Annotated in this window: 15 protein-coding genes and 1 pseudogene; 9 read left to right on the forward strand and 7 right to left on the reverse strand. The window is 70.1% G+C overall.

The window, feature by feature from the left end:
- From H0523_RS28900 to H0523_RS28930, 7 genes are all read left to right on the forward strand, one after another.
- Nucleotides 1-1,402 (forward strand): family 2A encapsulin nanocompartment cargo protein cysteine desulfurase (locus tag H0523_RS28900; RefSeq protein ID WP_180180234.1); only part of this gene is annotated, 1,402 nt, incomplete at its 5' end.
- 107 nt (nucleotides 1,403-1,509) lie between these two features.
- Nucleotides 1,510-3,183, forward strand: a complete 1,674-nt coding sequence (locus H0523_RS28905) for an NAD(P)/FAD-dependent oxidoreductase (protein WP_054430450.1) — start codon at nucleotides 1,510-1,512, stop codon at nucleotides 3,181-3,183.
- Nucleotides 3,184-3,441: 258 nt separating this feature from the next.
- Entirely contained in the window at nucleotides 3,442-4,380 is a 939-nt protein-coding gene (locus tag H0523_RS28910; protein WP_156350022.1) for a metal ABC transporter substrate-binding protein, read from the forward strand.
- A complete protein-coding gene (locus tag H0523_RS28915) occupies nucleotides 4,377-5,270 on the forward strand; it encodes a manganese/iron ABC transporter ATP-binding protein (RefSeq protein WP_054430449.1) in 894 nt (297 codons plus the stop codon). Before H0523_RS28910 ends, H0523_RS28915 begins: the two co-directional genes overlap by 4 nt.
- On the forward strand, nucleotides 5,263-6,120 hold the full coding sequence (locus H0523_RS28920) for a metal ABC transporter permease (RefSeq protein WP_033504404.1): 858 nt from the start codon (nucleotides 5,263-5,265) through the stop codon (nucleotides 6,118-6,120). Before H0523_RS28915 ends, H0523_RS28920 begins: the two co-directional genes overlap by 8 nt.
- A complete protein-coding gene (locus H0523_RS28925) occupies nucleotides 6,117-6,965 on the forward strand; it encodes a metal ABC transporter permease (RefSeq protein ID WP_054430448.1) in 849 nt (282 codons plus the stop codon). The genes H0523_RS28920 and H0523_RS28925 overlap by 4 nt, the downstream gene beginning before the upstream one ends.
- 144 nt (nucleotides 6,966-7,109) lie before the next feature.
- The gene (locus H0523_RS28930) at nucleotides 7,110-7,736 is read left to right on the forward strand and encodes a dihydrofolate reductase family protein (RefSeq protein WP_054430447.1); all 627 of its coding nucleotides are present in this window, start codon (nucleotides 7,110-7,112) and stop codon (nucleotides 7,734-7,736) included.
- Nucleotides 7,737-7,747: 11 nt separating this feature from the next.
- Here H0523_RS28930 and H0523_RS28935 read toward each other — a convergent pair whose 3' ends face one another.
- The gene (locus tag H0523_RS28935) at nucleotides 7,748-8,776 is read right to left on the reverse strand and encodes an AraC family transcriptional regulator (RefSeq protein WP_277402438.1); all 1,029 of its coding nucleotides are present in this window, start codon (nucleotides 8,774-8,776) and stop codon (nucleotides 7,748-7,750) included.
- 125 nt (nucleotides 8,777-8,901) lie between these two features.
- Here H0523_RS28935 and H0523_RS28940 point away from each other — a divergent pair, with 125 nt between their 5' ends.
- On the forward strand, nucleotides 8,902-10,281 hold the full coding sequence (locus H0523_RS28940; protein WP_054430446.1) for an NAD-dependent succinate-semialdehyde dehydrogenase: 1,380 nt from the start codon (nucleotides 8,902-8,904) through the stop codon (nucleotides 10,279-10,281).
- Nucleotides 10,282-10,374: 93 nt separating this feature from the next.
- Here the strand turns inward: H0523_RS28940 and H0523_RS28945 are convergent, their stop codons facing one another.
- From H0523_RS28945 to prpB, 3 genes are read right to left on the reverse strand one after another with little or no spacing between them, the layout of a single operon-like run.
- Entirely contained in the window at nucleotides 10,375-11,352 is a 978-nt protein-coding gene (locus H0523_RS28945) for a Bug family tripartite tricarboxylate transporter substrate binding protein (protein ID WP_054430445.1), read from the reverse strand.
- 38 nt (nucleotides 11,353-11,390) lie between these two features.
- Nucleotides 11,391-14,060: an aconitate hydratase AcnA gene (gene acnA / locus H0523_RS28950; protein ID WP_054430444.1), complete on the reverse strand. Its 2,670-nt coding sequence runs from the start codon at nucleotides 14,058-14,060 to the stop codon at nucleotides 11,391-11,393.
- A gap of 60 nt (nucleotides 14,061-14,120) precedes the next feature.
- Nucleotides 14,121-15,029, reverse strand: coding sequence for a methylisocitrate lyase (gene prpB / locus H0523_RS28955; protein ID WP_054430443.1), 909 nt, complete (start codon nucleotides 15,027-15,029; stop codon nucleotides 14,121-14,123).
- 177 nt (nucleotides 15,030-15,206) lie between these two features.
- Between prpB and prpR the strand changes: the two genes are divergently transcribed.
- Nucleotides 15,207-17,150, forward strand: coding sequence for a propionate catabolism operon regulatory protein PrpR (gene prpR / locus H0523_RS28960; RefSeq protein ID WP_082404425.1), 1,944 nt, complete (start codon nucleotides 15,207-15,209; stop codon nucleotides 17,148-17,150).
- 70 nt (nucleotides 17,151-17,220) lie between these two features.
- Here prpR and H0523_RS28965 read toward each other — a convergent pair whose 3' ends face one another.
- From H0523_RS28965 to H0523_RS28975, 3 genes and pseudogenes are all read right to left on the reverse strand, one after another.
- Nucleotides 17,221-17,766: a winged helix DNA-binding protein gene (locus H0523_RS28965; protein ID WP_054430442.1), complete on the reverse strand. Its 546-nt coding sequence runs from the start codon at nucleotides 17,764-17,766 to the stop codon at nucleotides 17,221-17,223.
- Between the two features lie 24 nt (nucleotides 17,767-17,790).
- Nucleotides 17,791-18,153: a 2Fe-2S iron-sulfur cluster-binding protein gene (locus H0523_RS28970; protein ID WP_054430441.1), complete on the reverse strand. Its 363-nt coding sequence runs from the start codon at nucleotides 18,151-18,153 to the stop codon at nucleotides 17,791-17,793.
- Nucleotides 18,150-18,628 (reverse strand): annotated as a pseudogene (locus H0523_RS28975) (hypothetical protein); the annotation flags it as partial. The pseudogene H0523_RS28975 and the gene H0523_RS28970, both read right to left, overlap by 4 nt.

Consider the following 18,628-nt stretch of genomic DNA (forward strand, 5'->3'; position numbering starts at 1 on the left):
GCTGGCCGTGCCCGCCCGGGCCGCCACTCCCGCGGCGCCGGCCCCGCCGGCGGCCGCCGCAGCCTCGCCGGACCCGCGCTATTACTTCGTCGATGCGGTCGTGCTGCCCAGCGGCTACGTCACGCCCGCGCATCCCCAGGCGCGGACCGCGCCGCATGCCGGCGCCGATGCCCATCCGCCGTTCGACGTGCACGCGGTGCGGCGCGACTTCCCCGTGCTGCGGGAACGCGTCAACGGCCGCCCGCTGGTGTGGTTCGACAATGCCGCCACCACCCACAAGCCGCAAAGCGTGATCGACCGGATCGCGTATTTCTACGCCCACGAGAACTCCAACATCCATCGCGCCGCGCACGAGCTGGCGGCGCGCGCCACCGACGCCTACGAGGGCGCGCGCGAGCGGGTCCGGCGCTTCATCAACGCGCCCGACGTCAACGAGGTGATCTTCGTGCGCGGCACCACCGAGGCCATCAACCTGGTGGCCAAGAGCTGGGGCGCGCAGCACGTGGGCGAGGGCGACGAGATCATCGTCTCCAACCTCGAGCACCACGCCAACATCGTGCCATGGCAGCAGCTGGCGGCGGCCAAGGGCGCGCGATTGCGCGTGATTCCGGTGGACGATTCCGGCCAGATCCTGCTGGATGAATACCAGAAGCTGCTCAATGACCGCACCCGCATCGTCGCGGTGACCCAGGTGTCGAACGCGCTCGGCACCGTCACGCCGGTCGCGCGCATCATCGAACTGGCGCACCGGGCCGGCGCCCGCGTGCTGGTGGACGGCGCGCAGTCGGTGTCGCACCTGCGGGTGGACGTGCAGGCGCTGGGCGCGGACTTCTTCGTGTTTTCCGGCCACAAGATCTTCGGGCCCACCGGCATCGGCGTGGTCTGGGGCCGGCGCGAGGTGCTGGAGGACATGCCGCCCTGGCAGGGCGGCGGCAACATGATCGCCGACGTGACCTTCGAAAAAACGGTGTTCCAGCCCATTCCGAACAAGTTCGAGGCCGGCACCGGCAATATCGCCGATGCGGTCGGGCTGGGCGCGGCGCTGGACTACGTAACGCGCCTGGGCATCGAGAACATCGGCCGCTACGAGCATGACCTGCTGGTCCATGGCATGCGCGGGCTGGGCGCCATCCCCGGCGTGCGGCTGATCGGCACGGCGGCGGACAAGGCCAGCGTCATGTCCTTCGTGCTGGATGGCTACAGCACCGAGGAGGTCGGCCAGGCGCTGAACGAGGAGGGCATCGCGGTGCGCACCGGGCACCATTGCGCCCAGCCGATCCTGCGTCGCTTCGGGGTGGAAACCACGGTGCGGCCGTCGCTGGCGTTCTACAACACCTACGAGGAGATCGACCGCCTGCTGGACGTGGTGCAACGGCTGGCGTCGGTCCGCCGCGGCGGCTGAGCGCGGACCCGCCCGGACGGCGCGGCATGGGGCGCGGGACGGGGCCGCGCGCGTGTTCTAATACGCGTTTTACGAGCCCTTGAACCCTGACACGGTTCCCCTGCCTCATGTTGCGCCTGACCGAAATCATCCTGCCCCTGTCGACCTCCCAGGACGACATCGAAAACACCCTGCGCGCCGCGGCCTGCAGCCGCCTGGGCATCGGCCCGCAAGACCTGCGCGCGCTGACCATCTTTCGCCGCAGCTACGACGCGCGCAAGCGCAGCGCCATCACGCTGACCTATTCCATCGATGTCGAAGTGGCCGACGAGGCCGCCGTCCTCAAGCGGCTCGCGGGCCTGCGCACCGTCGCGCCCACGCCGCCGATGGAATACCAGTACGTCGGCCAGGCGCCGGCCGACCTGCCCGAGGGCAGCCGCCCGGTGGTGATCGGCTTCGGCCCGTGCGGCCTGTTCGCCGCGCTGATCCTGGCGCAGATGGGCTTTCGGCCCATCATCCTGGAGCGCGGCCGGGTGGTGCGCGAGCGCACCAAGGACACCTGGGGCCTGTGGCGCAAGAACACCCTGCAGCCGGAGTCGAACGTGCAGTTCGGCGAGGGCGGGGCGGGCACGTTCTCCGACGGCAAGCTCTCGACCCAGGTCAAGGATCCCAAGCATTACGGCCGCAAGGTGCTGCAGGAATTCGTGGCCGCCGACGCGCCGCCCGAGATCCTGTACGTCAGCAAGCCGCACATCGGCACCTTCCGCCTGGTCAAGATGATCGAGCAGATGCGCGCCCAGATCGCCTCGCTGGGCGGCGAGTTCCGCTTCGAGAGCCGCGTGGACGACATCGAGATCGAGGACGGCCGGGTGCGCGGCGTGCGCCTGGCGGGCGGGGAATTCATTGCCGCCCGCCACGTGGTGCTGGCGGTGGGCCACAGCGCCCGCGACACCTTCCGCATGCTGCACGCGCGCGGCGTGTTCATGGAGCCCAAGCCGTTCTCGCTGGGTTTTCGTATCGAACACCCGCAATCCGTGATCGACCGGGCCCGCTTCGGTCCCAGCGCCGGCCATCCGGTGCTCGGCGCGGCCGACTACAAGCTGGTGCATCACGCCGGCAACGGCCGCGCGGTCTACAGCTTCTGCATGTGCCCGGGCGGAACCGTGGTCGCCGCCGCCTCGGAGCCGGGCGGCGTGGTCACCAACGGCATGAGCCAGTACTCGCGCAACGAACGCAACGCCAACGCCGGCATCGTGGTGGGCATCGAACCCAAGGACTTCCCCGGCATCGAGCAGTCGCCCCTGGCCGGGCTCGACTTCCAGCGCCACTGGGAGGCGCGCGCCTACGAACTGGGCGGCGGCGACTACAGCGCGCCGGCGCAACTGGTGGGCGACTTCCTGGCCGGCCGGCCCTCGACCGCGCTGGGCAGCGTCACGCCGTCGTACAAACCGGGCGTGACGCTCACCGACCTGTCGTCCAGCCTGCCGGACTACGCCATCGCCGCCATCCGCGAAGCGCTGCCGGCGTTCGAGCGCCAGATCAAGGGCTTCTCGATGCATGACGCGGTGCTCACCGGCGTCGAGACCCGCACCTCGTCGCCGCTGCGCATCACCCGCCGCGACGACTTCCAGAGCATGAACACCGACGGCCTGTTCCCGGCGGGCGAGGGCGCGGGCTACGCCGGCGGCATCATGTCCGCCGCCATCGACGGCATGAAGGTCGCCGAAGCCGTCGCGCTGCACGCGCTGGGCAAGCCCGGCATCACCGGCGGCAACCGCCGCGGCGCCAGCGACGACTATTGATCCGCGCCCGGGCCGTCGGCGCCCGGGCCGCGCCCCGAACCACTTCTGGGACCGTTTGACCGGCTGGCAGACGCCACGACGGCGGTCGCGCCTGTCCGCTCGCGGGAAATTATTGTTATATTATTTCGCCAGTTTCCGGCCCCTCCAGATGGCATCCATGCGATACCGCGACTTCCCCTCCTGTTGACGTCCTTGCGCCTGACGCGGCCCGCGCGCGGGATTCGCAAGGCGTCGTCATGCATCCCGGAGGAAGTTGCCATGCCGTCATTGTCCGATGCCCTCGCAGTCGCGGGCCGTCGCCGCCGCACCGCCCGCGCCACGCTCGCCGCGGGGCTCGCGCTGGCACTCGCCGCGTTCTGCCTGCCCGCGCAGGCGGCCGAGAAATTCAAGGTGGTGACGACGTTCACCGTCATCGCGGACATGGCGCGCAACGTGGCCGGCGATGCCGCCACGGTCGAGTCCGTGACCCGGCCCGGGGCCGAAATCCATGAATACCAGCCGACGCCGGGCGACCTGGCGCGGGCCCAGGGCGCGCAATTGATCCTCTGGAACGGGTTGAACCTGGAACAATGGTTCGAGCGCTTCTTCCATCGGCTCAAGAACGTGCCCGGCGTCGTGGTGACGCGCGGCATCGAGCCGATCGGCATCGGCGACGGCCCCTACGAGGGCAAGCCCAACCCGCATGCCTGGATGTCGCCCGCCAACGCGCTGATCTACGTGGACAACATCCGCGATGCGCTGATCCAGTACGACCCGGCCAACGCCGAAACCTACCGCGCCAACGCGGCGGCCTACAAGGCGCGCATCCAGGAGGCGATCGGCCCCTTGCACCAGCGCCTGCGGGCCATTCCCCCCGAGCGGCGCTGGCTGGCGACCAGCGAGGGCGCGTTCAGCTACCTGGCGCGGGATCTCGACCTGCGCGAGCTGTATCTCTGGCCGATCAACGCCGATCAACAGGGCACGCCGCAGCAGGTGCGCCGCGTGGTGGACCTGATGACGGCCAACCGCGTCCCGGCGATCTTCAGCGAAAGCACGGTGTCCGCCAATCCCGCCCGCCAGGTCGCGCAGGAAACCGGCGCCCGCTACGGCGGCGTGCTGTATGTCGATTCGCTCAGCGGCCCCAGCGGGCCGGTGCCGACCTATCTGGACCTGTTGCGCGTCACCACCGAGACCATCGCCAAGGGGCTGGAGCCGTGAGGCCGCCGAAAGGCGAGGGCGCCGCCGCGCCCGGCATCCAGGTGGACGATGCCACCGTCGTCTATCGCAATGGCCATGTCGCGCTGCGCAACGCCAGCTTCGACACGCCAGCCGGCACCATCACGGCGCTGGTGGGCCTGAACGGCAGCGGCAAGTCGACGCTGTTCAAGGCCATCATGGGGATCGTGCGGCTGGCGCGCGGCCAGGTCACCGTGCTCGGCCTGCCGGCGCGCGCCGCGCTGCGCCGCAAGTGGATCGCCTACGTGCCGCAGAGCGAAGAGGTCGATTGGGACTTCCCCCTGCTGGTCGAGGATGTCGTGATGATGGGCCGCTACGGCCACATGGGCTGGCTGCGCCGGCCGCGCCCGGCGGACCGCCAGGCCGTGGACCTGGCCTTGACGCGGGTCGGCATGGACGCCTTGCGCCGCCGGCAGATCGGCGAACTCTCGGGCGGCCAGCGCAAGCGCGTGTTCCTGGCCCGCGCGCTGGCGCAGGATGCCCGCGTCATCCTGCTGGACGAACCCTTCACCGGCGTCGACGTCACCACCGAGGACGTGATCATCGCGCTGCTGGGCCAGTTGCGCGACGAAGGGCGCGTGATCCTGGTGTCCACCCACAACCTGGGCAGCGTGCCCGAGTTCTGCGACCGCGCGGTGCTCATCAAGCGCGAGGTGCTGGCCTTCGGTCCGATGGCCCAGGTGTTCACCCGCGCCAACCTGCAGGCCACGTTCGGCGGCATGCTGCGGCATTTCCTGCTGCCCGACACGGACGACCAGCCCGGCCGGGACGTGGGCATCTTCTCCGACGACGAGCGTCCGCTGGTGTTCTACGGCGACGTGGCGACGGCGCGGGAATCGCGCGACGGTCACGGAGAAGCGGACCATGCTTGACTGGCTCACCGAACCGTTCGGCTACGGCTACATGATCAACGCCATCTGGGTGTCCGCCGTGGTCGGGGCGCTCTGCGGCTTCCTGTCCGCCTACCTCATGCTCAAGGGATGGTCGCTGGTCGGCGACGCGCTGGCGCATGCCATCGTGCCGGGCGTGGCGGGCGCCTATCTGCTCGGCCTGTCCTTCTCGGCGGGCGCGTTTGTCTCGGGGTTGCTGGCCGCCGGCGCCATGCTGCTGCTGAACCAGCGCACCCGGCTGAAAGAGGACGTCGTTATCGGCGTCGTGTTCTCCGCCTTCTTCGGCCTGGGCTTGTTCATGGTCTCGCTGTCCACGGCATCGGTCAGCATCCAGACCATCATCCTGGGCAACATCCTGGCGATCACCCCGGCCGACACGGTGCAACTGCTGGCCATCGGCGGCGTCTCGCTGCTGGTGCTGCTGTTGCGCTGGAAGGCCCTGATGATCACGCTCTTCGACGCGCACCATGCGCGCTCGGTAGGCATCGATCCCGCGCTCACCAAGGGCCTGTTCTTCGTCCTGCTGGCGGCCTGCACGGTCGCGGCCATGCAGACGGTAGGAGGGCTGCTGGTGGTGGCCATGGTCATCACGCCCGGCGCCACCGCCTATCTGCTGACGGACCGGTTCGGCCGCCTGCTGGCCATCAGCGTCGCGCTGGGCGCGGCCAGCAGCGGCGTCGGGGCCTACCTGAGCTACTTCCTGGATGGCGCCACCGGCGGGGTCATCGTGGTGCTGCAGGCCCTGGCGTTCCTGCTCGCCTTTGTCTGCGCGCCCAAGCACGGGTTGCTGGCCGCGCGCCGGCGCATCAAGGCGGCGAGGGCCGACGCATGACTATCCTGGAATCCCTTTTCCTGCCGCTGCAGTTCGATTTCATGCGCGAGGCCCTGCTGATCGCCGTCGTGGTGGCGGTGCCGACGGCGATCCTCTCGTGCCTGCTGGTCCTGAAGGGCCTGGCGCTGATGGGCGACGCCATTTCCCACGCGGTGCTGCCGGGCGTGGTGCTCGCCTACGTCGCCGGGATTCCGCTGGAGGTCGGCGCGGTCGTGGCCGGCCTGGCCTGCGCCCTGGGGACCGGCTTCATCCGGGCGCACAGCCGCCTCAAGCAGGACACGATCATGGGCGTGGTGTTCTCGAGCCTGTTCGGGCTGGGGGTGGTGCTGCACGTCGCGGTCAAATCCGATCTGCACCTGAATCACATCCTGTTTGGCGACCTGCTGGGCGCGAGCCCGCGCGATCTGCTCCAGAGCGGTGTCATCGCGCTGCTGGTGGTCGGCGTCATCGGCCTGAAGTGGCGCGATTTCCTGCTGCACGCATTCGATCCCGGGCAGGCGCGCGTGGTCGGGCTGCCCGTCCGCGGCTTGCACTACGGCCTGTTGATCCTGCTTTCGCTGACCGTCGTGGGCGCGCTCAAGGCGGTCGGCATCATCCTGGTGATCGGGCTGCTGATCGGCCCGGGCGCGATCGCCTTCCTGCTCACGCGGCGTTTCAGCGCCATGCTGTGGGTCGCGGTCGCCGTGTCGCTCGCGGCCTGCCTGGCCGGGACCTACCTCAGCTTCTTCCTCGACAGCGCGCCGGCCCCGACCATCGTCGTGGTGTTGGCCGCCGTGTTCATCCTGGCCCTGATCGGCACCCGCGGGCAAGGCGCGCGGGGCGGGCATCAGCCGCATCCGGGTTGACGCGCCGCGTCTGGCCCGGCATCCGCCAGCGAATGCCGGGCCAGACGGTTCGAAGACATTTATTGCATCGGCCCTGTCGATGTGCGCCGGGCTGGTTCGTCGTAGTGCCAGGGGTCCTCCCGATCCCCTCTCCAGGAGAACGGCATGCGCAAACTCATCGTTTCCCTCTTCACCAGCCTGGACGGCGTGGTGCAGGCCCCCGGCGGGCCGAATGAAGACCCGTCCGGCGGCTTCCGGCTGGGCGGCTGGACCGTGCCCTATGCCGACGACGCCATCGGCAGGCACGTGCGCGACCTGATGGCGGCGCCGTTCGAACTGCTGTTGGGCCGGCGCACCTACGACATCTTCGCGGGCTACTGGCCCCACGTGCCGGCCGGCTCGGGCAGCCGCCCGCTGGCGGACCGCCTGAACAGCGCGCCCAAGCACGTGGCCACGCACCGGCCCGACGGGCTGTCCTGGCAGGGCAGCCGGGCGCTGTCCGGCGACCTGGCCGAGGCGGTGCGCGCGCTCAAGCGCCAGGGCGGGGCGGATCTGCTGACGTTCGGCAGCGGCGACATGGTGCGCCAGCTGCTGGCGGCGGATCTGGTGGATGATCTGTCCCTGTTGGTCTATCCGGTGATGCTGGGGCAGGGCAAGCGGGTGTTCGGCGACGATGCGCGGGCGCGCGCCTTCACGCTGGAGCGGGTCGACGCCACGCCGGGCGGCGTGCTGGTCAGCCGCTACCTGCGCGGCGGCGAGGTGCGCACGGGGTCGTTCGAAGACGGTGAATGAGCGGGCGCGCCTCAGTGCGATGACACGTAGCTTGACGCCGCGAAGGCCGGCGGCACGGCGAACTCGGCCTTCATCCGCTTCACTTCCTCGACCGGGCTGCGGCCGAAGACGCGCTTGAACTCGCGGCTGAACTGCGACGGGCTGTCGTAGCCGACCGCCGCGCTGGCGGCCGCGGCGGTGAGCCCGTTGCGCACCATCAGCAGCCGCGCCTGGTGCAGGCGGGTGGACTTCAGGTACTGCATCGGCGAGGTCTGCGTGACCGCCTTGAAGTGCACGTGGAACGCCGGCACGCTCATGCCGGCCTCGCGCGCCAGCTGCTCGACGTCCAGATCCTGCGGGTAGGCCGCGTGGATGCGCCGCAGCGCCCGCGTCACCTTGCCGAAATGCCCCTGCATGGACAGGGCCGCGCGCATCGACGGGCCCTGGTCGCCGGTCAGGATCTGGAAGTAGATCTCGCGCACCAGCGACGGGCCAAGGATCCGCGCTTCCATCGGGCGGCTCATCGCCTCGAGGAACCGCAGCACCGACTCGGACAGGCGCGGGCTCATCGGGCTGGACAGCATGCCTTTCGGCTCGGCCGCCGCGACGCCGCCCAGCTGGTCGATCTGCAGCATCAGATCGGCCGCCAGCTTGAAATCCAGGTGCATGTAGACGGCCAACAGCGGCTCCTGCTCGCTGGCGTCGGTTTCCATCGTGAAGGGCACGGGCACCGAGACCACCAGGCAGTGGCGCGCATCGTAAAGATAGGTGTCGCCGCCGAAGTAGCCGCGCTTGCGGCCCTGGCACACGATCACGATGCCGGGGTCGTACAGCACCGGCACGGACTTCAGCGGGCGGTTCGAGCGCAGCAGGCGCACGTCCGGCAGCGCCGTCAGGTTGTAGCCCTCGTCGGGCGCCAGCGCCTGCAGCAAGGCGACCGTGCGCCGGCGCACCCGCGCCTGCGGATCGTCCGCCTGCGGGCCAGCGCAAGCCAGGGGATCACCGGAAACCGGCGGCGGCGCGGGAACGGCGCTTTTCTTGGTCTGCCTGGAAATTGCCATTTCAATATTTTTAGGCAATGAACAAAGACTCAATGCCATGGATGCCTGGGTATTGCAATTTTATTATGCAATCCATGCCGGCGATACCCCGAGCCGGCGCCATCCCCTCTGTAAAGGCAGACATCATGATCCACGTATACAACCCCGCCGACGGCGCGCTGGTCGGCCAGGCGCCCGAGCTGACCGGCGCCGAGGTGCAGGTGGCCATCGACCGCGCCTGCGCCGCCTTTCCCGCCTGGTCGCGCAAGCTGGCCCGCGAACGCGGCGAGCTGCTGCGCCGCTGGTTCGAGCTGATGCGGGCGGACAAGCGCGTCTTCGCCGAGCTCATGGTCCAGGAAAACGGCAAGTGCCTGGCCGAAGCGCTGGGCGAGATCGACTACGGCCTGGGCTTCATCGAGTGGTACGCGGAAGAGGCCAAGCGGGTCTACGGCGACACCATCCCGTCGCACGCCGCGCATGCCGAAGTCCTGGTGTTCAAGGAGCCCGCCGGCCCGACCGCGGCCATCACGCCCTGGAATTTCCCGTTCATGATGATCGCCCGCAAGATCGCCACGGCGCTGGCGGCCGGCTGCACCATGATCATCAAGCCGTCCGAGCTGACGCCGTTGACGGCCTACAGAATGCTCGACTACGCGCGCCAGGCCGGCATACCAGCCGGCGTCTTCGAAATGGTGACCGGCAATCCCCAGGAGATCGGCGAGCGCTTCACCGACGATCCGCGCATCCGCAAGCTCTCGTTCACGGGCTCGACCGCCGTGGGCAAGCGGCTGGCCTCGGCCTGCGGCAACGACCTGAAGAAAATGACGCTGGAACTGGGCGGCAACGCGCCATTCATCGTGTTCGACGATGCCGATATCGAAACGGCCGCCGCCCAGCTGGTCACGGCCAAGCTGCGCAACTCGGGCCAGGTCTGCATCTCGCCCAACCGCGTCTACGTGCACGAGGCCATCCATGACCGCTTCGTCGCGGCGGTGACCGACAAGGTGGCGCGGATCCGCGTCGACCAGGGCATGCAGGACGAATTCGTGGTGGGGCCGCTGATCAACGCCGCCGGCGTGGACAAGGTGGCGCAGCTGGTGGATGACGCGACGCGGCAGGGCGCCCAGCCCGTGCTGGGCGGCCGGCGCCATGCCCGCGGCGGCAACTTCTACGAGCCGACCGTGCTGACCGAAGTGGACGACACGATGCGCATCGCCCGCACCGAGATCTTCGGGCCGGTGTTCGCGATCTACCGCTTCGGCGACGAGGACGAGGTGGTGCGGCGCGCCAATGACTCCGAATACGGCCTGGTGGCGTATGTATTCACCCGTGATCTGGCCCGTTCGCTGCGCCTGGCGCGGCGCATCGAGGCCGGCATGGTGATCCTGAATTCCGGCTCGGTCGGCACCGCGTCGGTGCCGTTCGGCGGCATCAAGCACTCGGGTTACGGGCGCGAAGGCAGCTACTACGGCATCGAAGAGTACGTCGAGGTCAAGTACGTGCTGGCGGCCGGCCTGGACCGCTGAGACGAACACGAGGCAAGGCGCTTGCCTCCCTTTGTCGACAGGCCGGCGCCGCGCGCGGGAGGGCGGCCGCGGCGCCACCCATCCCGCGTCCGCTCATTCCGCCTTCATGTTGGCGCTCTTGACGATCCCGCCCAGCCGCTTGTCCTCGGCGGCGATGAAGCTGCCGAACTTCTCCACCGACCCGGGAATCGCCTCGTAGCCCGCGTCGACCAGCTGCTGCCTGACCTTGGGCGTGGCCATGACGTCGGCGATGGCCTGGTTCATCGCCTTGATGACGTCCTGCGGCGTGCCCTTGGGCGCATACATGCCGCCCCAGTGGGTGATGTTGATCTGGGCAAAGCCCTGTTCCGCCGTGGTGGGCGTGTCCGGCAACAGCGGCGAGCGGTGGTCCGCCGTGGCCGCCAGCGCGCGCACCCGGCCGGACGCGATGTAGCTGCGCACCGACACCGCCGCCTCCGAGGCCGCGTCGACCTGGCCGCCCATCAGCGCGGTGGAACTCTCGGAACCGCTCTTGTAGGGCACGACCGTGACCGGCACCTTGAGCGCCTGGCCCAGCATTTCCGCGACGAAATGGCCGGTGCTGCCGGTGCCGGCGGTGGCGAACAGGATCGGGCGCTTCTCCTTGCCGGCCTGCTGCTGCCAGTCCTTGAGCGAATGGATCTTGCTGTTGGCGCTGACGACGATGACCGAGGACGATTCGAACAGCAGCCCGACCGGCACCAGGTCGCTGTCGTCATAGGGCATCTTGCTGCGCAGCAGCTTGTTGGTGATGGCGCCATTGCCGGCCACCAGGAAGGTGTAGCCGTCGGCCGGCGCCTTGGCCACCATGTCCGAGCCGATGATGCCGCCCGCGCCGGGGCGGTTGTCGATGATGACGGGCTGCTTGAGATGGTCGGACAGCCCGGTGGCGAAGATCCGCGTCATGTTGTCGAGCTGGCCGCCCGCCGAAAACGGCACCACCAGGCGCACCGGCTTCTCGGGCCAGGCGGCGGCGCTCGCGGCGGACGCCGTCATCACGCCCGCCGCGAGCGCGAGGGCGTACAGGGGATACTTGAGTCGGTCGAACTTCATGTTGTCTCCTTGGTAGGGCGTGAGGCGCTGCCTCATCTTTATGGTTGTGAAGCGTGCTGCGAATCCTCCAGCGCCTGGCGCAGGACCGCGGGCAGGATGCCCCCGGCGCGCCAGATCTCCATCTCGTGCGCGTTGTCCAGGCGGCAGAGCAGGGTCAGCGTCCGCGGCGCGCCGGCGCCGCGGATCAGGCACCGCGCCTCGCCCCGCGGCGCCAGGTCGGCCGGAATTTCAAGGTCGAACGTCTCGCTGCCGTCCAGGCCCAGCGTCAGGCGCGTGACGCCCGCGGGCAGCTGCAACGGCAGGACGCCCATGTTCACCAGGTTGGAACGGTGGATGCGCTCGAAGCTCTCGGCGATCACCGCGCGCACGCCCAGCAGCCGCGTGCCTTTGGCGGCCCAGTCGCGCGACGAGCCGTTGCCGTAGTCCTTGCCCGCCACCACCACCACCGGCACGCCCGCGTCGCGGTAGCGCATGGCCGCGTCGTAGATCGGCTGGATCTCGCCGTCGGGCTGGTGGCGGGTCAGGCCGGCCGGGCCTTGCGGCAGCAGTTCGTTGACCAGGGTCGGCTGCGCGAAGGTGGCGCGCATCATCACGCGGTGGTTGCCGCGGCGCGCCAGGTAGGTGTGCAGCGCATCGGCCGGCACGCCCAGCGACAGCAGGTAACGCCCGGCGCTCGACTCGGGCGGGATCTCGTTGGCGGGCGAGATATGGTCGGTGGTGACCGAGTCGCCCAGGATGAGCAGGGCGCGCGCGCCCTCGATGCGCACCGTGCCGGTCTGCGGCTGCACGTCCAGATAGGGCGGCCGGCGCAGGTAGAGGCTGTCGGCGTCCCACGGATAGCAGGCGCCGCTGCCGCCAGGCAGGGCCTGCCAGGCCGGATCGCCCTCGAACACGTCGCGGTAGCGCTCGGTGAACATCATGGGCCGCACGTAGTCGGCCACCACGGCGTCGATCTCGGCGTCGCTGGGCCACAGGTCCGACAGCATCACCGCCGCGCCGTCGGCGCGCCAGCCGACCGCTTCGCGCTGCAGATCGCGCATGACCGTGCCGGCCAGCGCGTAGGCCACCACCATCGGCGGCGACACCAGGTAATTGGCGCGCGCCAGCGGATGGACGCGGCCGGGGAAGTTGCGGTTGCCCGACAGCACCGCCGCCACGCGCGGCGAGCCGTCGGCGATGCGCTGCTCCACCGCCGGCGACAATGAACCGGACAGACCGGCGCAGGTGGCGCAGCCGTAGCCGGCGGTGTGAAAGCCCACCGCGTCCAGCGCGGCCTGCAGCCCGCTGGCGCGCAAGTAGTCCGTCACCACGCGCGAGCCGGGCGTGAACGACGTCTTGGTCCACGCCGCGGGCCGCAACCCCAGCGCCTGCGCCTTGCGCGCCAGCAGCCCGGCGGCCACCAGCAGGCGCGGATTGGACGTGTTGGTGCAACTGGTGATCGCCGCCAGCACCACCGCGCCCTGCGGCAGGTCGGCATGCTCATGGCGGGGCAGCGCGGCGGTGGCCTTGGCGAAGGTCAGCGGCACTTCCTCCAGCGCCATGCGGTCCTGCGGCCGGCTGGGCCCGGCGGCCACGCGCGTGAACTGCGCCAGGTCGACCTCGACCAGCCGGCTGTAGCCGGGCCGCTCCTGCGTGCGCCAGAGCCCGGCGGCCTGCGCATAGCGCCGCACGCGTGCGATATGTGCCGCGTCACGGCCGGTGCGGGCCAGATAGGCCAGGGTCTCCTCGTCGACCGGAAAGTAGGCGCAGGTCGAGCCGTACTCGGGCGCCATGTTCGCCAGCGTGGCGCGGTCTTCCAGCGACAGCACGCCATCCAGCGCCTCGCCGGTGAACTCGACGAACTGCGCCACCACCTTGGCCTCGCGCAGGATGCGGGTCAGGTTGAGCACCAGATCGGTGGCGGTGACACCCGGCGCGGGCCGGTTGTACAGCCGCACGCCGATGACCTCGGGCGCGCGCAGCACCAGCGCGTCACCCAGCATCGCGGCCTCGGCTTCGATGCCGCCGACGCCCCAGCCCAGCACGCCCAGGGCGTTGACCATGGTGGTATGGCTGTCGGTGCCGACCAGGGTGTCCGGACAGGTCACCGCCGCGCCCTGCGCGGTGCGGCGCGTGGTCGCCACCTCGGCCAGGTATTCGATGTTGATCTGGTGCAGGATGCCCTTGCCGGGCGGCACCAGCCGCAGGTTGTCGAACGCGCCCTGGGCCCATTTCAGGAAGGTGTAGCGCTCGCGGTTCTGGCGGTATTCGCGCGCCTCGTTGGCCTGGCGCGCGCCGGCATGGCCGCCTTCCTCGGCGATCAGCGAATGATCGACGATCAGGTCGGTGGGAATCAGCGGATTGATGCGGCGCGGATCGCCGCCGCGCGCCTGCAGCGCATCGCGCATGGCGGCCAGGTCGATCAGGCTGGGAATGCCGCTGACGTCCTGCGCCAGCACCCGCGTCGGATGCAGCCAGACATCGGCGGGCGCATCCGGCGCCGGTGCGTCGGGGTGATAGGCCCGCAGCAGGGCCAGCGCATGCGGCCGGTGGCCGTGGATGGCGCTTTCATGCCGCAACGCGTTCTCGATCAGCACGCGCGCCACGTAGGGCAGGCGGCCGGCCTGCAGGCCGTGCTCGGCGGCGAAGGCCGGCACGCTGAAATGGCGGCCATACTCCGCGTCCGGGTCGTAGGCCTGCAGATAGGGATCTTGCTCGGGGGGCTGCACGATACGTCTGTCTCCGTTCCGTTGTCGCCGGGTCGGTGGCCCGGCTGTCTTCATGGCGTGTCAGGCGGCCTTGTCAGCGTACAGCGCGTCCAGCCGCTCTTCATAGGCGAAATAGCCAATGCTTTCATAGAGTTCCATGCGCGTCTGCATCTGGTCGAGCACGCCGCGCTGGGTGCCGTCGCGGCGGATCGCCTCGTAGGTGCGCTGGGCCGCGCGGTTCATGGCGCGGAAGGCCGACAGCGGGTAGAGCACCATGCCGACCTGCGCGGCGGCCAGCTCCTGCACCGTCAGCAGCGGCGTCTGGCCGAATTCGGTGATGTTGGCCAGGATGGGCGCCGGCAGCGCGCGGGCGAAATCGCGAAAGCCCTCCAGGTCATGCACCGCTTCGGGAAAGGCGATGTCGGCGCCGGCCTCGACGCAGGCGGACAGCCGGTCCAGCGCGCTCTGGCGGCCTTCGCTGGCCAGCGCATCGGTGCGGGCGATGATGACGAAGTGCGGATCGGTGCGGGCGTCGACGGCCGCCTTGATGCGGTCGACCATCTCCGGCAGGGTCACCACCTCCTTGTTGGGGCGATGGCCGCAACGCTTGGCGCCGGCCTGGTCCTCGATCTGCATGGCGGCGGCGCCCGCGGCGATCATCGAACGGGTGGTGCGCGCCACATTGAAGGCCGACGCGCCAAAGCCGGTGTCGACATCGACCACCAGGGGCAGGGGGCAGACTTCGGTGATGCGGCGCACGTCCGTCAGCACGTCCTCCAGGCCGACAATGCCCAGGTCGGGCATGCCCAGCGACCCCGCGGCCACGCCGCCGCCCGACAGGTAGATGGCGCGAAAGCCGGCCTGCCGCGCCAACAGCGCATGGTTGGCGTTGATGGCGCCGACCACCTGCAGGGGCTGCTCGGCCTGCATCGCCTTGCGCAGCCGCAGGCCGGCGCTGGCCGGCAGGTCGGGTTCGGGGGAAGTCATCATGGGGAGGCTCCGGGGTGGGAAAGGGCAGGGGAGTGATGACTTTCCATCAAGCAAGATGCATGCCAATCGCGCCTTCCCTGGGACGGGCGGCGGCGCGGCGGGGTAGGGTTTTCATAATTGAAATGCGGCCATCGCAATGATGAAATCCCCACTTCGACCTTCGCTCCCGATGCCGCCATGCTGACTGTCCCGACACCCGTGGAATCCGACCTGGCGGCGCTGCCGCGCATCTGGGCCGTGGGCGTGGCGCGCATCGCCCGCACCTTCGCCCAGATCCTGCCCAGTTACGCCCAGCGCGGCGAATTCAAGCTGATCGAAGCCGGTTTCGACGCCGCCGCCAGCGTCATCAACGAGGCCGCGCGCCAGGGCCGCGTCGACGTGGTGGTGGCGGCCGGCCTGAACGGCAGCTATCTGCGCCGCCACGTCACGGTGCCGGTGGTGCAGGTCAAGATCAGCGGTTTCGAGGTCATGAACGCGCTGGCCACGGCGCGCCGGATCTCGCCGCGCGTGGCCCTGCTGGGCCAGCACGCGCAGTATCCCGAGCTGCAGACCTTCATGCAGACCTTCGCCGTCGACATCCTGGTGCGCACCTACCGCGACCAGGACGACGCGCTGGCCCAGGCCAAGCAGCTCAAGGACGAAGGCATCGAGGTCCTGGTCGGTTCGGGCCTGATCGTCGACTACGCCGAGCGCATGGGGCTGGCCGGCGTGCTGGTGTATTCACTGGCCACGGTGGCCGCGTGCATCGAGGACGCCATCGAAATCACCCGCCTGCAGCGCGTCGAGTCGGGCCGGCGCGACTACCTGAACGCGGTGCTGGCCAATCTCGACGAGGGCGTGGCCGCGGTCGACGCCGCCGGCCGCGTGCAGGCGCTCAATCCCGCCGTCGAACGCCTGCTGGGCATCACCGCCGCCGGCCTGGCCGGACGACGGCTGGAGGAGATATCGCCGGCGCTGTCGCTGGACGAGGTGCTGCGCAGCGGCAAGCGCGAAGCCGAATCGGTGCACCGGCTCGGCGGCAAGATGGTGGTGGTGAACCGGATTCCGCTGGCGACCGGGGCCGGCCTGTCGGGCGCGGTGCTGACCCTGCAGGAAGCCGGCGCCATCCACCGCGCCGACCGCAGCCTGCGCACCCGGGCCCGCACCCGCGTGCGCACCGTGCGCTACACGCTCGACGACCTGCACGGCCAGTCCGAGCCGCTGGCGAAGGCCCGCATGCTCGGCCTGCGCTACGCCCGCGTCGATTCGACGGTGCTCATCGGCGGCGAGAGCGGCACCGGCAAGGAAGTCATGGCCCAGGGCATCCACCAGGCCAGCGCGCGCCATCATTTCCCCTTCATCGCGGTCAACTGCGCCTCGCTGCCCGAAACCCTGCTGGAAAGCGAACTGTTCGGCTACGAGGACGGCGCCTTCAGCGGCGCGCGCCGCGGCGGCAAGCCCGGGCTGTTCGAGGCGGCCCACAACGGCACGCTGTTCCTGGACGAGATCGGCGACATGCCGCCGGCGCTGCAGATCCGCCTGCTGCGCGTGCTGCAGGAACGGCAGGTGATGCCCGTGGGCGGCAGCGAACCGGTGCCCGTCAACGTGCGCATCATGGCCGCCACCCATCGCGACCTGGCGGCCATGGTCGCGGCCGGCGCCTTCCGCCAGGACCTGTTCTTCCGCCTGAACATCCTGCGCATCGACATGCCGACGCTGCGCGAGCGGCGCGACGACATCTGGCTGCTGGCGCAGAACCTGTACCAGCGGGTGCGGCAGAACCTGGGCCTGGCCGGCGAGCCGCCGTTGCCCGACGCCTTGCGCGACGCGTTGCTGGCCTACGGCTGGCCCGGCAACATCCGCGAACTGGAAAACGTGCTGGAACGCCTGGCGGTGTTCCTGGCGGAGATGCCCGACACGCCGCCGGACGAGCAGGTGCGGCGCATCGTGGCCGATGTGGCGCCGGAACTGACGCGACGCGCCGCCGAACTCGAACCGGGCGACCTGGCGACGCACGGCCGGCGCCAGCAGGCGGCCCACGTGCGCGAAGTGCTGGCGCGCTGCGGCGGCGATCGGCGCAAGGCCTGCGAGCAGCTGGGGATCAGCCCGACCACGCTGTGGCGCTGGTTGCGCACGGGCTGAGCAGCGCCCGGCCCCGCGCGCCGGGGCCGTCGACATCCACGCCGGTCCGGCCGGAAGGCGCGCGCCGCGCCTACAGCGACGACGCGGCGCGGGCGGCCTGGTCGTACAGGCCCGAGACGCTGCGCAGGCGGCGCGCGGCGTCGGCATGGGCCGCGCCGTCGGCCAGGTCGCCATCGATGGCGGCCAGCAGGCAGCGTCCGCGCACCACGCGGAAGGCCTCGATCAACGCCGACCCCTTGGCCGTGGTGCCATAGAGCACTTCCTTGCCCGCTTTCTCGCCCTGCACCAGGCCCAGCGCGGCGAGCTTCTTCAGCGCATAGCTGATGACATGGGTATCTTCGAAATTGAGGGTGAAGCAGATGTCGGCCAGCTTCTTGCCGCGCTGGCGGTGGTGCACGTGGTGCAGCACCAGGATGTCGTTGAAGCCCAGGTCCGGCTCGCCGGCCGCGGCCATGCAGCGCGCCACCCAGCGGCTGAAGGCGTTGTGGGCGATGATGAGGCCGAACTCCAGCTCGGACAATTCGGCATGCGGGCCGTTGGCCAGATGGGCCGAGGACAGGATGCGCACCGGTTCCAGGGCAGGGTTGCCGGCGGCATCGGGGAGGGTGGGGGTCATGGCGGGGTTCCGGGCAGGGCGGGATCAATCGTCTTCGCCGCCGGCGTCGGGAAACAGGCGTTCCTTGCCGGGCGAAATGTCGGTAATCAGGTCCCGCAGCAGGGGCTTGTTGAGCAGGGGGCCCACCTCGTAGCTGCGGCCGGGCTCGAGGCGGGCGGTACAGGCGTAGACCGTCTTGCCGTCCAGCCGCATCATGCATTCCTTGCAGGCATTGGCATTGATGCAGGCATAGCGGATACCGAGCGAGTTGTCGCAATGGCTGCGCACCCAGCGCAGGCCGTCGAGCAACGAGGCGGCGGCGTCGGCCGGCACCTCGAAGGCATCGACGCGGCCGGGAGGATCGCTGCGCTGGACGCGCAGCTGGACGATTGGGGCGGGGCGGGTCATGGCGTGGTCTCCTGAGCCAGGGGTTCGCGTTGCACGGGCTGGCTGTCGAGCGTCCAGGCGCCGTCGTGCCAGGCAATGGTCTGGTTGCGGGTCCAGGCGTCGTCCTGCAGCGGGTAGTCCTCGCGCTGATGCGCGCCGCGGCTTTCCTGGCGCGCCAGCGCGCTGCGCGTCACGGCCTCGGCCACCAGCAGCATGTTGCCCAGGTCCAGCGCGTCCAGGCGCAGCGGGTCCTGCGGACCGCCGCCGGGCAGCGCGGCGCCGGCCCGGCGCCTGAGCGCGTCGATGTCCCGCAGGGCCTGCCGCAGGCCCGCCTCGTTGCGGAACGGGCCGACGTGCTGCTGCATCAGCGCCTGCAACGCATCGATCAGGGCGGCGTGGTTGGGCGAGGCCGCGTCCGGCTCATCGCCACCGAGCAAGCGCGCGATCCAGGGCGCGGCGGCGGCGCGCAGCGTGTCCGGCGGCAGGGGCGGGGCCG

The sequence above is a fragment of the Achromobacter insuavis genome (assembly GCF_902859645.1).
GTDB classification, from domain to species: domain Bacteria; phylum Pseudomonadota; class Gammaproteobacteria; order Burkholderiales; family Burkholderiaceae_B; genus Achromobacter; species Achromobacter insuavis.